Source organism: Nocardia sp. NPDC051463 (assembly GCF_040681975.1).
Lineage (GTDB): Bacteria > Actinomycetota > Actinomycetes > Mycobacteriales > Mycobacteriaceae > Nocardia.
In genome coordinates, this window is record NZ_JBFBAB010000031.1 from 41,394 (window position 1) to 58,595 (window position 17,202).

The 17,202-nt window shown below is 67.6% G+C and carries 6 protein-coding genes; 1 reads left to right on the forward strand and 5 read right to left on the reverse strand.

Features of this window, described 5'->3' with window-relative positions:
• Nucleotides 1-17: 17 nt before the first annotated feature.
• The 5 genes from AB0M74_RS29645 to AB0M74_RS29665 form a co-directional block, all read right to left on the reverse strand.
• The gene (locus AB0M74_RS29645; protein ID WP_366529591.1) at nucleotides 18-827 is read right to left on the reverse strand and encodes an ABC transporter permease; all 810 of its coding nucleotides are present in this window, start codon (nucleotides 825-827) and stop codon (nucleotides 18-20) included.
• On the reverse strand, nucleotides 827-1,645 hold the full coding sequence (locus tag AB0M74_RS29650; RefSeq protein ID WP_366529592.1) for an ABC transporter permease: 819 nt from the start codon (nucleotides 1,643-1,645) through the stop codon (nucleotides 827-829). Before AB0M74_RS29650 ends, AB0M74_RS29645 begins: the two co-directional genes overlap by 1 nt.
• Entirely contained in the window at nucleotides 1,642-2,616 is a 975-nt protein-coding gene (locus AB0M74_RS29655; protein ID WP_366529593.1) for an ATP-binding cassette domain-containing protein, read from the reverse strand. The genes AB0M74_RS29650 and AB0M74_RS29655 overlap by 4 nt, the downstream gene beginning before the upstream one ends.
• Nucleotides 2,613-15,803: an amino acid adenylation domain-containing protein gene (locus tag AB0M74_RS29660; protein WP_366529594.1), complete on the reverse strand. Its 13,191-nt coding sequence runs from the start codon at nucleotides 15,801-15,803 to the stop codon at nucleotides 2,613-2,615. Before AB0M74_RS29660 ends, AB0M74_RS29655 begins: the two co-directional genes overlap by 4 nt.
• Nucleotides 15,804-16,067: 264 nt before the next feature.
• On the reverse strand, nucleotides 16,068-16,526 hold the full coding sequence (locus AB0M74_RS29665; RefSeq protein WP_366529595.1) for an AMP-binding protein: 459 nt from the start codon (nucleotides 16,524-16,526) through the stop codon (nucleotides 16,068-16,070).
• A gap of 188 nt (nucleotides 16,527-16,714) precedes the next feature.
• Here AB0M74_RS29665 and AB0M74_RS29670 point away from each other — a divergent pair, with 188 nt between their 5' ends.
• Nucleotides 16,715-17,182, forward strand: a complete 468-nt coding sequence (locus tag AB0M74_RS29670; protein ID WP_366529596.1) for a transcriptional regulator — start codon at nucleotides 16,715-16,717, stop codon at nucleotides 17,180-17,182.
• Nucleotides 17,183-17,202: the final 20 nt, after the last annotated feature.

A 17,202-nucleotide genomic window follows, 5' to 3' on the forward strand; every position in this document is an offset into this window, starting at 1 on the left:
TTCCAGTGCGCCCGAGCCTATCTCCGGCTGGCCCGTCGATAGCCCACCGTCGCCGGGACGGCGAACACGATGATCGCGCCGAGCGACCAGATGATCGTCAGCGTCAGCGGCCTGGCGAGCGGGCCGCCGAGTGCAAGTGCCCGCATCGCGTCGACCGCGACCGAGAGCGGCTGGTTGCGCACCACCGGCTGAATCCACTGCGGATAGGCAACGAGCGGGACGAAGCCGGTACTGAAGAACATCAGCAGCGAGCTCAGGATCGTTATGCCCTCGACGAGAGTCGCTTTCGCGGTGTAGACCGCGATGGCGGTGACGATGGTGGCGAAAGCGAGGCCGAAGAGCACCGGCACCAGCAGGAACACCAGCGTCGCCAACACACCCTGCTGGAAGCGGAACCCGAGCAGATACCCGACAACGATGACGACAAACGTTCCGGCGAGGATACGGCAGCCCTCGGCGAGGATCCTGGCCACCAGGCCGGAAGCACGGTGGACGGGCAGCACCCAGAACCGGGCGAGCAGACCGGCGTCGCGTTCGCGCCCGAGCATCACGCCGCTGGCCACCGCGCCGGACAGCGCGCCGACGATGGCGACCATCGGCACCGAACCGTAGAGCGCGTCGCCACCGGTGAACTTCTCGATCTGACCACCGATGACGGTGTCGAGCATGAACAACAGCAGGCACGGAATGATCAGCGTCTCCAGCAGGGCAACCGGATGGCGCACCGAGCGCAGCAGCAGTCGCTGGGTCTGCAGAATCGTGTGCCGCACCAGCGACACCGGTGATGCCTCGGAGCCGCGAACGCCGGGCGTGGCAAACAGTGTCATTACGCCCTCCTCGAGCTCAGCCGGACGGCGATCGGAATACACACGACAAGGATTCCCAACGCCCACAGCAGCGGTGGACCCATCAGCGACCAGGTCACCTCACCGGCATTGCCTTTGGTGTCGCCGGCCAGCGCCCGCAGTGCGATGGCGAACTGCGAGATCGGCTGGTTGCGCACAAACCACTGCACCCAGTGCGGAAATTGGCTGGCCGGAGCCAACCCCGTCGATAGCATGCCGAAAATCAACGGCGGCAACACCAGCGCCTGCGTGACGGTCTCGGGACTCTTCGACGCCGTCCCGATGACATCCGCGCCGAGCGTCAATGCGATGCCGATGAGCAAGGAGAACGCCAGGAAACCGAGCGTGTGGGCGGCGTCGAGACGGAAACGGAAGCCGATGACATACCCGCACACCACTGCGGCGGCCAAGGCGAGGAGCAGTCGAAAGATATTGCCGGACATGCGCGCCGCGACGGGCACCAATGGCCCGATGGGCATCGAGCCGAACCGGCGGTCCAGCCCCGCGACAGCGTCGGAGGCGGCGCGGAATGCGGCCGAGATGGCCGTGAAGGCCGCCGCCTGCAGGATGACCAGCGACATCATGTACTGCGCGTAGCTGCTGAAGCCATGGCCGGAGAAGGTCATCACCGTCTTCAACGGGATGTAGAAGCTGGCGGTGAAGGCCGCTGGCGCGAGAATCGACGCCAGTACTTCGCCGGTCTTGACCGACGGCACGATCAACCGCGCGGTGAGCACCCACCACTGCTGCACCGTGGCCGGGGTCGCACGGGCGGAGGTCAGCCAGGTACCCGCCGTCACGAGCCCGCCTCACCGTCTACCGAGGCGAGATGACCGGTCAGCTGCAGGAATACATCGTCGAGCGACGGCCTGCGCAGTGCGATGTCGACCAATTCGATCCCGGATCCGTCCAGCCGCCGCAGCGCCTCCGCGAGGGTCTTGGCGCCATCGACCGCCGGGATGGCGATGCGATCCGAATCGGGTGTCAGAGCGGTGCGGGTCTCCTCCGGCAGCAATGATCCGAGCGCGGTCGCGATGGCGGGCACGTCCTTGAGATCCAGCGGCACCACCTCGCAATAGCTGCCGCCGGTCCGCGATTTCAGCTCGTCGGCGGTGCCCTGCGCGATCACCACACCGTGGTCGATGACGATGATCCGATCGCAGAGCGCGTCGGCTTCCTCCAGATACTGGGTGGTCAGCAGGGTGGTGATGCCGTTCTTCTTGAAGCTGGACACCAGATCCCATACTCCTTGTCTGCTGCGCGGATCCAGGCCGGTGGTCGGCTCATCGAGGAACACCACATCCGGGCGGACCACCAGACCGCAGGCAATATCGATGCGCCTGCGCATACCACCCGAATAAGTGCCGACTCGGCGATTCGCGGCGCCCACCAGATCGAATTCGGTGAGCAGCTCATCCGCGCGCGCCTTGGCGGCCCCCTTGCGCAGCCCCATCAACCTGCCGAACAACACGAGGTTCTCGTAGCCGCTGAGCATGTCGTCGAGGGCGGCGAATTGTCCGGTCAGCATGATGGATCTGCGCACTGCGGCGGGATCGGCCACGACGTCGTGCCCCGCCACCGTTGCTCGGCCGCTGTCCGGCGCGATCAGCGTCGACAGGATGTTGACCATGGTGGTCTTGCCCGCACCGTTGGGTCCGAGGATGCCGAGCACCTCCCCCGGGGTCGCCGTGAAATCGATACCGCGCAATGCCTGCACAGCGCCGAAGGATTTCTCGATACCCTCGACGAGGACTCCGGTGTCGGAACTCATCGCCTGCCTCCCAGCTGCTCGTCGAGTACGCGGGCGATGGCTGCCAGCGCGTGTGGTGCGGTCAGTTCGTCATGGGTCACGTCGACCTCGATGGTGGTGATCTCGCCGGTGACATACGGTCGCCAGCCGTCCGGACCGAAAATGTCCGAAGTGTCCACGGTGGCATGGAAATACAGCACGTCGCCGTGGTAGATCGGGCGCTGATAGCCGGTCCTGGTGCGCGCCGACGCGTTGTAAGAGCCTGCCATTCGTTCGAGGGTGTCCGCGCCGATGATCGAAACGCCACCCATCCGGTCGCGGATAAGATCCGCCGCCTGCTGTGCGGTCGCCTCGGCGGGGACATCGTGGATACCGAAGACCGCGCCGAAGGTATTGACGAAGGCACCCGCGGTGAGCCGCTCTATGGTGTCACCGTCGATGTCGGCGGTGTCGGCATCCAGCAGCGCCAGCACCCCGACCGACGCGCCTGCCTGCTCCAGCTTCGTGGCAATCGCCTGCGCGATGAGCCCGCCGAAAGACCAGCCCAGCAGGTGGTAGGGGCCGTCGGGCTGCACCCGGCGGATCTCGGCGACGTAGCGGTCGGCGAACTCGTCGATAGACCGAACCGACGGTGCGCCACTGAGATCCGGAGCCTGCAGACCGTAGATCGGACGGCCCGGCGCCAATGCATCCGCCAGCCCGAGGTAGGTCCATGCCATGCCGGACGACGGGTGGATACAGAACAATGCCGGTTCGTCGCCGCCGAGCCGGATCGGCAGCAGCACGTCCAGTCCGAGTCCGCCCGGTCCGGCTTCGGCGACCGGTTGCGCGGCAAGGGCAGCCTCCTCGGCGGCCGCCTGCTGCGCGTGCGGCGTCTGAGCGAAGTCCGCTGCCGTGCCGAGGGCCTCGGTCCAGATCCGCGCCAGCTCCGCGACATCACCACGGTCCAGCAAAGTTTCGGGATAGCCGATGCTCACGTGCAGTCGATCGCCGAGAACCACAGCGTTGATGTCGATCTCGGACATCAACGGCACGTCCGGATGCTCGGCGGGGTGCAGATCGCCGAACTCGTCGGTCGGCAGCCAGCCGAGCCCCTCCAACCCGGCCGGAATACTCGCCGAGGCATAGCGGCCGAGATAGTTGAAGCTGACCCGCCCCGGCAGCCGTTTCGGCAGTTGTTCCGCCGCAACGGAGTTCAGGTAGCGCAGCAACCCGAAACCGATGCCCTTGTCCGGCACGGCACGCAACTGGTGCTTCACCGCTCGAATCGCCGAGCCCATCGCAGGGCCGCCGGACAATGCGGCGTCGAGGTCGATCTCGGCAAGATCCACTCGCACCGGATAGATGCTGGTGAACCATCCGACAGTCCGCGAGAGATCAGCACCGGGGATCACCTCCTCTTGACGACCGTGTCCTTCGAGTCGGATGAGCGCAGAGCTGCTCGCACCGGAGGATTCCGTCGGCGAGCCGTCACCGTCATGGTCCGCACGGGTGGCCCGCCAGCGCAGCAGAGCCAAGGCCAATGTGGCGAGCAGAGCATCGTCGGCACCTCCGTGGAAGAGTGCGGGCAGTGTCGTCAGTAGTCCGGTGGTCACCTCCGCGGACACATCGAACTCGATCATCCGCATGGTGTGCGCTTGATCGATGGCCGGGTCGAGCTCGCGGGGGCCGATCTGCGGGTCGGGCCCGTCGACCACGTCGCGCCAGTAGGTCAGCTCGGCTATCCGAGCTTCCCGATGTGCCTCCTCGGTCAGCGCGTGCGACCAGCGACGCAGAGAGGTTCCGGTTTCGGCGAGAATAGGGGTGCCTCCGGTGGAGACCTGGGCCCATGCGGCAATCAAGTCCGGCACCAGAATTCGCCACGACACACCGTCCACGACGAGGTGGTGCGCGACGACGATCAGGCGGCCGGGCCTACGCCGCACACCGGCGTCACCGACGGGATCGAGCCAGATCAACTGCAAAACCACGCCGTTGGCCGGATCCAGTCGGTTCAGCGCGGAATCCACTTCCGCGATGGCGTATTCGCGGACATCCACGGTATCGGCATCGGCGTCGAACTCGATGCGGTGCACGAGCGCGTCCACATCGATCGAGCCGGGCTCGCCGACCCGTACTCGCCATTCGGCCATGGCGTCCTGAGACAGCCTGGCACGCAGCATGTCGTGCCGATCGATCACGGCCGAGAGCGTCGCGACGAGTTGCGCGCGCTCGATGCCGACCGGTAGCTCCAGGACCGCGGTCTGGGCGAACCGGTCGAAGTTCCCACCCCGCTCGATCATGTATCGCACGATCGGCGTCAGCGGCAGCTCACCGACGCCGCCGCCGGGCAGCTCTTCCAGAATCACCACCTCGCCCGCGGCGTCGGCGAGCGCCGCAAGCGCTTCGACGGTGCGATGCTCGAATATTTGCAGCGGTGTGAGCACCAGGCCGTGCATCCGCGCCCGCGACACCAGTTGGATCGCGAGAATACTGTCGCCACCGAGTGCGAAGAACGAATCGTGCACGCCCACCTTGTCGCGGCCGAGCAGCTCCGCGAAGATCTCCGCCAGCCGCTCCTCGGAAGGTGTTTGCGGCGCCCGATATTCGGTCTCGACATCGTCGAACACGGGATCGGGCAACGCGCGGCGATCGAGCTTGCCGACCGCGTTGATCGGGATCTCGTCGAGGACGACGAACGCGGCGGGAACCATGTACGCGGGCAAAGTTTCCGCGGCGAAGGCGCGCAGTTGCGCGAGGTCGAGCGTGTGGTCGGCCGCCGGAACCAAGTACGCCGCCAATGCTGTCGAGCCCGCGGGCCCGCGCACACCGAGCGTCACCGCGAACTCCACGCCGTCGGCGCGCCCGAGCACGGCATCGATCTCGCCGAGCTCGATGCGCTGCCCGCGCACCTTGACCTGGAAGTCGGTCCGCCCGATGTACTCCAGCTGTCGGTCGCGCGTCCACCGGACGAGATCACCGGTGCGGTACATCCGTTCTCCCGGCGCGCCGAAAGGATCGGCGACGAACCGGGTCGCGTTCAGCTCCGGCCTGCCGTGGTAGCCCCTCGCCAACGCGGGTCCCGCGATATACAGTTCGCCCGCGACCCCGACCGGGACCGGGCGCAGCCGATCGTCGAGCACCAGGACCGCCGAACCACGGATCGGCCCGCCGATGGTCACCGGAGCACCCACGGCCAGTGGGGTAGAACTCGTTGTCCAGATGGTGGATTCGGTGGGTCCGTAGAGGTTCAGCATGATGCGCCCCTGCGCCCACCGCTCGACCAGCTCCGCACCGACCGCCTCACCGGCCACCGCGAGCACCCGCACGCTCGACACCGCCGCCGGGTCCATCGTCGCGAGCGCCGACGGGGTGATCACCATATGCGTCACCTGCTCGGCACCGATCAGCTCGGCGAGTGGTATGCCACCGAATACATCCGGCGGTGCGACCACCGCCGCGCTGCCCGAGCCGAACGCCATGATCGCCTCGAACACCGAGGCGTCGAAACTCGGTGACGCCACCTGCAGGACTCGCGAATTCTCATCGAGCGCGAGCTGCTCCCGTTGCGCCGTAATCAGATCGGCGATGCCGCGATGCGCCACCGAGACACCCTTCGGTGTTCCGGTCGACCCTGATGTGTAGATCATCCAGGCGGGTTGGTCCGGATGAACCGGGCCGAGCAGTTCGTCGGTCCGCACGGCATCGTCGCTCATCGACTCGATGCGTGCGGTGAACTGGGCATCGTCGAGCACCAGCCACTGTGCGCCGTCCGGCAATTGGACCCGATGCGCGGCCACGGTGAGTCCGAGCACCGCGCCGGAATCGGTCAGCATGTGCTCGATACGGTCGGCCGGGTACTTCGGATCGACCGGCAGGAACGCCGCACCGGCCTTCGCCGCCGCCCACATGCCGGTGAGCAGTTCGGCCCCTCGGGTGAGACCGAGCGCGACTATGGTTTCCGGCCCGGCACCGGCGCCGATCAGGACGCGGGCGAGCTGGTTGGCGCGGGCGTCCAGCGCGCGGTAGGTAGTGGTGCGCCCTTCGACGACAAAGGCAGGTCGCTCCGGATAGGTCGACACCGACGCAGCGAAGACCTGCGCCAGCGTCGATTTTCCGACGCCGGCCGGACCGCGCACCGGAACCAGGGTCTCGCGCTCGGATTCCGCGAGCACGTCGATAGCGGAGATGGGCTGATCGCTGTCGAGGACCACTGCATTCAGCACACGCTGCCACCGGGCCACCACTGTCGCCGCGGTGGCCGCGTCGAACAGGTCCGTCGCGTAGGACAGTACGCCGCTCAGCCCGGCTGGTTCGGTCCCTGAGAGATGTTCTCGCAGATCGAAAGTCAGGTCGAACTGCGCGGCGTCCCGGTCGAGGTCCTCGACCTCGATGCGCAGACCGGGCAATTCGAGGGTCGGCTCGACGAAGTTCTGGAGCGACAGCGATACCTGGAAGATCGGGTGGTGCGCGGTCGACCGTGTCGGATTCAGCACCTGGACGAGCCGTTCGAACGGCACATCGGCATTGCCGAACGCGTCGAGGTCGGTCGAGCGCACTGTCGCGAGGAACTCGCGGAAGCCCGCGTTCGGGTCGACCGGTGTGCGCAGGGCGAGGGTGTTGACGAACATGCCGACCAGGCCGTCGAGGGCCGCCTCGCCGCGCCCCGCGATCGCCGTGCCGATCACGACGTCGTCGGTGCCGCCGAGGCGGGCGAGCAATACCGCGAGCGCGGCGTGCACCACCATGAACAGGCTGACGTCGGCCGTGGCCGCGAGCTCGCTCATGGCCCGGTGCAGCGCCGCGTCGATCTCGAAATCCACATCGGCGCTGTGCATTGTCTGCACGGCGGGCCGCGGTCGGTCGGCGGGGAGTTCGAGCAGGTCGGGTGCACCGGTGAGCGCGTCGGTCCAGTAGCCGATCTGGTGCGCGGCCATCGACTCGGGATCGCGCTCGTCACCGAGCAGCTCGCGGTGCCAGAGCGCGTAATCGGCATACTGCACCGCCGGTGGCGGCCCCGCCGTGCCCGCGGCATAGGCGGTCATCAGGTCGCCGGCCAGCGGTGCCATCGACGAACCGTCGGCACTGATGTGATGGACCACCAGGACCACCACGTGGACCTCGGGCGCGACGCGCAACAATCCGACCCGCAGCGGCGGCGCGGTGCCGATGTCGAATCCGGTACCGGTCAGCTCGGCGATCCGATTACGCAGCGGCACACCGTCTTCGGTGTCCACCACGGTTAGCGCGGGCAGCGCTGCCGCACCGCGCAAGATCACTTGCCGTGGCCCGTCCGCGTCGGCGGGATACACGGTGCGCAGACTTTCGTGCCGGTCGACGACATCGGTCACCGCCACCCGCAAGGCATCGATATCGAGCGTGCCGGTGAGCCGCAGCGCCACCGCGATGTTGTAGGCGGGTGAACCGGGATCCAACTGATTGAGCACCCACATGCGCTGTTGCGCGGGCGACAACGGAATTCGGTCCGGCCGAATCCGCGCAGCGAGGACGAACCTGCTCCGATCGCCACCGGTGGCGGGCACGATCCGCGCCGAAAGCTGGGCGATGGTCGGGGCATCGAAGAGGTCGCGCAGCGCGATCCGCGCGCCGAGTGCCGAATTGATCCTGGCGACAACCCGGGTCGCGCTCAGCGAGTTGCCGCCGAGCTCGAAGAACGATTCGTCGATGCTGACCCGCTCGGTGTCGAGCACGTCGGCGAACACCTCCGCGACGGCCGACTCGACGGGTGTGCGCGGCGCGAGATAGGCGCGTCTCGAGACCGAGAAATCGGGCACCGGCAGCGCGTTGCGGTCCAGCTTGCCCACCGGGGTCAGTGGAACCTCGGCCAGTGCGATGAGATAGCCGGGGACCATGTATCCCGGCAGCGTGGTGGCGATCTGGTTACGCAACTGCTCGGTGTCCAGCACCACCCCGGCGACGGGAACCACATACGACACCAGTACGGTCTCCCCCGCCGGTCCGGCACGGCCGATCGTCGCCGCGTATTCCACCCGTTCGTCAGCGGCGAGGACCGCGTCGATCTCGCCGAGTTCGATGCGCAGGCCGCGAATCTTCACCTGGAAGTCGCTGCGGCCCTGGTAGTCCAGCTCACCGGGCTTATCCGGCACCCACCGCACCATGTCGCCGGTGCGGTACATCCGCTCCCCCGGCGCGCCGTACGGGTTGGCGACGAATCGTCCCGCGGTCATCGAGAACCGATTGAAGTAGCCGCGCGCCAGGGCAGGTCCCGCCAGGTACAGCTCACCGGTGATGCCGACCGGGACGGGACGCAGCCACGGGTCGAGCACCATCACCGCCGCGCCCTGAACCGGTCCGCCGATGGTGACCGGTTCGCCGATTCGAAGCTCGCTCGGCCCGGTCGCCCAGATGCTGAATTCCGTGGGGCCGTACAGGTTCACCATTCGGCGACCCGGTGCCCACTGCGCGGTCAACTCCGGACTGATCGCCTCACCGGCCACCGCCAGCATGCGCAGCTCGATGAGGTCGCTGGGATCCATGGTGGCGAGCACCGACGGCGTGATGACCGCATGGGTGATCCGCTCGTCGCGGATCAGCTGCTCGAGCGCGCTGCCGCCGTACACATCCGGCGGTGACAGCACCAGCTTCGCACCGGCGGCGTTCGCCATGAGCAGTTCGAACACCGACGCGTCGAAACTCGGTGAGGCGACCTGCAAGACCCGTGCGGTCGGGTCGAGATCGAGCGAATTGCGCTGGGTCGTCACCAGGTTCGCCAGACCGCGATGGCTCAGCAGCACAGCCTTCGGCTTGCCGGTGGAACCCGAGGTATAGATCAGGTAGGCGGTCTGCTCGATGTCGATGACGCGGCCGCGCTCCTCGTCGGTGATGGCCGCGTCGGACACCGTCATCACCTTGCGGATGGTGTTGAGGTCGTCCAACAGCAGCCAGTCGATGGTGCCGGGCAGCGTCTCACCGGTCGCACAGACCGTCACGCCGATCGGCGCTTTGGAGTCGGTGAGGATGTGCTCGATCCGCTCCGGCGGATAGCTCGGATCCAGCGGCGCGAAGGCCGCGCCGGTTTTGGCCAGCGCCCACACCGCGACCACCGACTCCACCGAGCGGGTGAGCGCGAGCACGACGAACACCTCGGGGCCGACACCGCGACGCAGCAGCACCCTGGCGAAACGGTTCGACCAGGCGTCCAGTTCGCGGTAGGTCATGGACACGCCGCCCGCACTGACCGCAGTGGCATCAGGGGCGATGGCAGCACCGGAGGTCAGGATCTCGGGCAGCGTGCGCGGCGGCATCGAGGCGGCCCCGCGGACCGGCAACAAGGCGGCGCGTTCGTCGCGATCGCAATGCTGCACCAGCGCCACCGCCTGTTGCGGTTTTTCGGCGATCTGCGTCAGGAGCAGCACGAAGCGGTCGAGCAACCGGCGTGCCGCGGGCGCAGCCAGTTGGTCGGCCATGAACTTCACGGCGATCCGCATGCTGTCGCCCGCAGGGCCGCCGGGCAGCGGAATGACCATGAGGTTCAACGGATACGGCGTCGCGTCGGTCCCTGTCACATCGAGCACCCGCATGCCCGCGATATCCAGCGACTGCGACAGCACTTCCCGATCGATCGGGTAGGACTCGAAAACGGTCAGTGTGTCGAACAGTTCGGCAAGCCCGACGGCCTGGTGGATCGCGGCGAGCCCGACATGCTGATGATCCAGCAGCCGCGCCTGCTCGGACTGGAGGCGCGCCAGCAGGTCGACGACCCGCTCACCCGGCTCCAGGCGCACCCGCACCGGCAGCGTGTTGATGAACAGTCCGACCATGTCCTCGACGCCCGCCAGCTGCGGCGGCCTGCCGGACACCGTACCGCCGAACACCACATCGGTGCGGCCGGTCACCATCGCGAGCAGCAGCGCCCACGCGACCTGCACCGAGGTGTTGACCGTCGCGCCCGCCTCGCGCGCGGACTTCTCCAGCCGCGCAACGGCCTCGGCGGGCAGATCTACCGAAACCATGCCGGATTCGGTGGATTCGATCCCCGCCAGCGTCGGCACCGCGCGCGTCGGGGCGTCGATCCCGGCCAGCGACTGCTGCCACGCCGCGATCGAGGCCGCGTTGTCCTGTCTGTCGAGCCAGGACAGGAACTCCCGGTAGGAAGGGGCGGGCGGCAGCGCGGGGAGCTGCCCCGCCGCGCCGGTGGTGATGTAGATCGTCAGTAGCTCGCGCACCAGCAGCGGGGTCGACCAACCGTCGAGCACCAAGTGGTGATTCGTCATCACCAGTGTGTAGTCCTCGGCCGCGGTCCTGATGAGGGTGAAACGCAGCAGTGGCGGACGAGTGAGGTCGAAACGGGTGCTCGCGTCGACCTCGATGCGGCGTTCCAGTTCACGGTCTTGTTCGACAGTGTCGGTGATCGCGCTCAGATCCAGCTCGTACCACCGGATCTCGGCAGCCGCGAGCACGAGCTGGCGCGGACCGTCGTCGGTCTCCACATAGGCGACCCGCAGGTTCTCGTGCCGTTCGACCAATGCCTGTGCGGCCGAACGCAAACGGGGCGCGTCGACGCGACCGGCAAGGGCGAGCCTGGTCTGTACGGTGTATCCGTCGGCGGTGTCGGAGTCGTACCAGGCGTGGAAGAGCAGGCCGTATTGCAGTGGCGAGAGCGGCCACACGTCGATCAGATCCGGGTAGCTCTGCTCCCAACTGTCCAGCTGGGCCGCGGTCACCCCGACGAGGTCGAAATCCGACGGTGTGTGTCCGCCCGCGTCCTCGGTCCGCGCATGCGCGGCCAGGGCACGCAGCGCGTCCGCCCATAGGTCGGCGAGCTCACGCACCTGTGCCTCGTCGAGAATCCGTGCTGCGTAGCCCCAGGTCACCTCGAGCTCGGTGTCGCTCATGATGGCGTTGATGTCGACGACGGCGGCCAAGGGTGCGCGGTCGTCATTGGTCGCGGCGAATCGCTCGGGCTGCCAGGTTGCGCCCGCGCCTCCGGTTGCCGCGCGCCCGAGATAGTTGAAGCTGATCTGCGGGGTCCCGGTATCCGTCAGCGCGGCAGCGGTTTCCGGATTCAGGTAGCGCAGCATGCCGTAGCCGACGCCCTTGTCCGGGATCGCGCGCAACTGTTCTTTTGCCGCCTTGATGGCGGCTCCGGCCGCGGGGCCGCCCGCGAAGGCGTCGTCGAGGTCGATGCCGGTCAGGTCGATCGCGACCGGATAGACACTGGTGAACCAGCCAACGGTGCGGTCGACGGCGGCGTGTGGCAGCACGGCCTCCTCACGCCCGTGGCCCTCCAGCGTGAGCAGCACAGCCGTGCGCGGACGCCAGCGGCATACGGCCATGGCGAGCGCGGTGAGCAGCGCGTCGTCGGCGCCGCAGTGGAATCGGTCCGGCACCAGTTCGAGCACGGCACCGGCCACCTCGGCGGGCACCGTCGTGCGCACGTCCGCCATGGTCGCGACCACGTCCTGCGCCGGATCCAGGTCGCGGGCACCGAGTTCCTGATCGGGAGTGGCCAGAATCCGCTGCCACACCGGGAGTTCACCGGCTCGGCCGACCGCGGCCTCGACCTGGCCGTGCGCCCAGCGCCGCATCGACGTGCCGACCGGCTCCAATGTCCCGCCGATCAATGCGGTGACCAAGTCCGGCAACAGGATTCGCCACGACACCCCGTCCACCACAAGATGGTGCAGCACCAGCCACAACCGCGGATCGGCGTCCGGTGACTCGATCAACACCACGCGCACCACGACGCCCGCGGCGGGGTCGAGCAGGTCGGCCGCGCGCTGCAACTCGCGCTCGTAGGTCTCGGCGGGATCCGGACCGGCGGCGACGACGTCGATGAGGTTGTCGGCATCGACCGAACCAGCCGCGCCGACAACCCATTCCCAGCCCGCCGCCGATCGTCGCAGCATGCTGCGTAGCACGTCATGATGATCGATGAGCGTCGCCAATGCCTTGGTCAGCTGTGCGCGCTCGACGCCGCGGGGCAGGCCGACCAGTACCGCCTGGCTGAACCGCTGCCACGGCTGGCCGTGCTCCAGCATCGCGTGCACGATCGGTGTGAGCTCGATCGGGCCGACACCGCCACCGGGCAGCTCGCGTACCTGATGGGCAGCCGCGTCGGCGGCGATGGCGGCCAGACCGGCAACGGTCTTGCGCTCGAACACGTCTCGCGCGCTGAAGGAAAGACCTGCCGCCCGTGCCCGTGACACCAGCTGAATGGACACGATGCTGTCGCCACCGAGTGCGAAGAAATTCTCGTCGATACCCACCTCGTCCAGCCCGAGTACCTCGGCGAACAGCGGGGCGAGCACTTCTTCGTTCGGTGTGCTCGGCGCGCGCCGTGTAGTGCTGCGAGCGGTGAAATCCGGTGCGGGCAGTGCCCGGCGATCCACCTTGCCGACCGGGGTGAGCGGCAGGCTGTCGAGCACCATCACGACACCGGGCACCATATGGGCCGGAAGTGTCGCGCCGACAAAGGCTTTCAATTCTTCTGGCTGCACCTGCGCGGCCGGCTTCGCCAGCACATACGACACCAGCGCGGTGGCTCCGGACGGCGTCGTCGCCCCGATGGTCAGGGTGAAGTCGATGTCGGGGTGACGCTGCAGCGCGGCGTCGACCTCACCGAGTTCGATACGGAAACCGCGCACCTTCACCTGGAAGTCGCTGCGCCCGGCGTAGTCCAGCTCGAGCCGTCCCGCGCGCCGATGCCAGCGCGCCAGATCTCCGGTGCGGTACATGCGCGCTCCCGGCTCGTACGGGTTGGCGACAAATCGGCTCGCGGTGAGCCCGTTGCGCTGGTGGTAGCCGCGGGCGACGCCGTCGCCTGCCAGATACAGCTCCCCGATCGTGCCGATGGCCACCGGCCGCAACCAGGGATCGAGTACGACGGCCGACACGCCGCACACCAGACTGCCGATCGTGACGGGTGCGTCCGGCGCCATCGGTGCGCTCAGGGTCGTGGTGACGGTGGTTTCGGTGGGCCCGTACCCGTTGAGCAGTCTGCGATCCGACCACTTCGCCACCAGCTCCGGCGGGCACGCGTCGCCGCCGACGATGACGGTGCGCAGCGCGGGCAGCGTCGTGGGATCGAGCGAACCCACCACGGCGGGAGTCACATTCAGATGGGTGACGCCGTGCGTGCGTAGCACCTGCGCCATATCCTCACCGGCGTATGCCGACGGCGGTACCACCGCGACCGTCGCGCCGACGGCGAAGGCGACAAGCAGTTCCTCCACCGAGATGTCGAAACTCGGCGAGACAGCGTGTGCCACCACAGAATCGGCGGTCACACCGAAGCTGGAGCCGGAGCCGGTAGCCAGATTCGCCAGTCCACGATGTGACACCATGACGCCCTTGGGCAGGCCCGTCGATCCCGAGGTGTAGATGACGTAGGCGGTCTGGTCGAGCAGCACGGGCGCGGTGCGCTCCGCATCGGTAATCGACGACGAATCCTGCATCGCTGCCATACGATCGGTCGCATCGTCGTCCATGATCAGCCAGGCCACCCGGTCCGGCAGCGCTGCCCGCGCCGCGGCGACGGTGAGACCCGCGACGATCCCGCTGTCGCCGACCATGTGCTGGATCCGGTCCGCGGGGTAGTTCGGGTCGATCGGCACGAACGCCGCACCGGTCTTGGCCACCGCCCACATCCCGACCACGGACTCCAGCGAGCGCGGAATCGAGATCGCCACTGTGCGCTCCGGGCCCGCACCCGCCGCGATCAGCAAGCGGGCCAACCTGTTCGAGCGCTCGTCGAGCTCGCGGTAGGTCATAACGATCTCGCCGGCCCGAATGGCGACCGCGTCGGGGTCGATAGCAGCGCCCGCGGCGAGAATGCCCGGAAGTGTTTGCGGTACAACTCCATTCGGCCCATACGCCGGAACAAGCTCGGCCTGCTCGGCCTCGGACACTACCGGCACCGTGGACAGCGCCGCATCCGCGCCCGCGGCGAGGAAGCGGGACAGGAACGCGCTGAAACGGGCGTGGTGCGCGACCAGCTCGGTGTCACCGTAGAGATTCGGATTGGCCTGGAAATCGATGTGCGTGCTCTCGCCCGCCACACCGGGATACACGTTGACGAACAGGTCCTCGATCATCCCGGAGGTGAGCACATGCAGGCGGCCGGTGACCGACCCGAGGCGGATCCGGGAGTCCATCATCATCAGGTTCACCGTCGGACCGAACGAGGCAGCCTCGTCCAGGGCCCAGCCGAGATCGCGGACGATGTCTTCTTGCCGATAGCGCGGTCGGCGCAGCGCGCCGGTGAGCTCGCTCTGCGTCGCCCGGATCAACTGGCCCACCGTCGCGGTCGGATCCAGGGTCAGGCGCAACGGCACGACATTGGCGACCATGCCGCCGGAGCGCCGCAGCGACGCCGTAGTACGCGCGGACACCGGCAGACTCAGCGCCACCTCGGGCGCACCGGTCATCGCGGCGAGATACGCGCCGAACGCGGCCACGATCACCGGCGCCATGCTCGACGAACTCGCCTTCGCGACGGCATCGAGCAGTTCGGCGGTTTCGGCCGCCAGTGTGCCGCTGACCAGCCGCGGGTGCGCGTCGACCGCGGCGAAGCGGCCGGCAAGGTTCACCGGCTCCGCCATCCCCGCCAGGTGCTCGCGCCAGTACTGCCGGTCGGCCTCGAAACGCTCCGAATCGCGATAGGACACGTCCGCGTCGACGATCTTGCGTAGGTCCTCGGCCTTGCCCTCCGGAGGCTGCTGTCCCTCGATGGCCGCGTTGTAGAGATCCATCGTGCGCTGCAGCATGGTGATCGCACCGACGCCGTCGAGCACAATGTGATGGATTCGCGAATACCAGTACCAGTGGTCGTCGGCGAGGCGCAACATCTTGACGTCGCACAACCGGTCGCGCAGCAGCTCGAGCGGCGCGGTGTACTCCGCGCGCATCCAGGCCTGCGCCGCCGCCGCCGGATCGGGTTCGGCGCGCAGGTCGATGGTGATGATCCGGTCGTCCAGGGTGGTGTCGATGACCTGGAAGGGGGCGTCGTCGACCTCGATCAGGCGCAGGTAGCCGGTACCGAACTCGCGGCCGGCCTGACGCGCCGATGCGGCCAGTACGTCGACGTCGACCGGGCCGACGAATTCGACGTACTGGGCGATGGAAATCGGGTTGTCACCAGCAAAGTGCTGAGCAAACCAGATTCCGCGTTGGGCCGCGGACAGCGCGAACGCACCCGCGGGCAAACCATTGCTCGCCGCGATGGGCGAGCGGGATTGCTGCTGCATAGGGATTCCTGCGTGCTGATCTCGGACCTCGGTCCGCTGGTCGAGCCGTACCGGCCCCTCGGCGGTTGTCACTCCTCAGCCGACCGGAACCGACCGCGTCGAAACGACTGCTGCGGATGGTTCGACCGGCGTGCACATGGCTATTTTCCCCTCGATGGTGTCGACAGGTGGCGTCTTCGGAATGTTGGTGATCTCGGTACGAAACGCGGCATTCCCCCAGCTACCCAGGGGAGCCGGGATCCGGCCCGCGATGGACGGGCCGGATCAGGCGATCTTGAGTACAGTGCCGCGTTCCGCGTCGGTGATCGGCGCGTCCGAACCGGTCATGTAATGCACCAGCGTCGAGCGATCGTCGAGCAGGAGCCAGCCGAGCGAATCGGCGAGCTCGCCGCGCTGTGCCTTGGTGGTCACACCGAAGGCGGCGCCGTGGGTAGGCGTGCCCGCCGCGACGGCGACAGCGCCGGTCTTGGCGATGGCCCACTCCGTGACGGTGGCCTCGACTGCGGGGGTGACGGCCACCGCGATGCGGACACCGGGGCCCGCGCCGCGCGCGAGCAGCAACCGGGCTAAACGGTTCGACCAGAGGTCGAGCTCACGAAAGGTGAGCTCGCAGTCGGCGGCGGACACGGCGACGGCGGTCGGATCGTTCACGGCAAGCGCGGACACAGCGCTCGGCCGCAGCTGGACAACTGTTTCAGCAGGCGATTCGATCAGCGTGTTCATGTTCGTCTCCCTCGGGAAAATCTTGGTCCGTGGTGTCTTCGGTATGCCTATAAATCTCGCCGTCGGAGCCGCATTTCGACAGGAACCCCAGTACTGACCTCAGCCCTCCGAGGGTGTGTGTTTCTCACACCTTGGTGTGACGTCCACGAGTGGACCTGGTCCTACGTGTCGTGTAGTAGACGGGTACCGTGGTAGCCGTGTCCGCCTCACCTCGCCGCTCGGCACACAATCGCCCGGCCCTCATTGCGCTGGTGATCGTTGCTGCTCTGGGCTGCCTGGCGCTGGGCTGGTGGCAGTGGCAGCGGTTCGAGTCCGCGAGCGGCACCGGCCAGAACCTCGGTTACGCGCTGCAGTGGCCGCTGTTCGCCGGATTCGCGGTGTTCGCGTACTTCCGTTTCGTGCGCCTGGAGCGCGAAGCCGGGACCGCCGACACTGCGGAGCAGGCACCGGCGAAGCCGAGACGGACCTCGAAACCTGTTGCGCCACGGGAGATTCCGGAAGGTTTGTTGCCGGAACGGCCGAAGGCCGTCCGCGATGACGACCCGGTACTCGCCGAGTACAACAGGTACCTCGCCGAGCTGCACGCCAATGACATCGACCAGCACGTCCGCGAGGCGGGCCTGCGTGCCCGCGATACCGAGAGGAGCGCCGGTTGACCACCAGCGAGAACTCGACC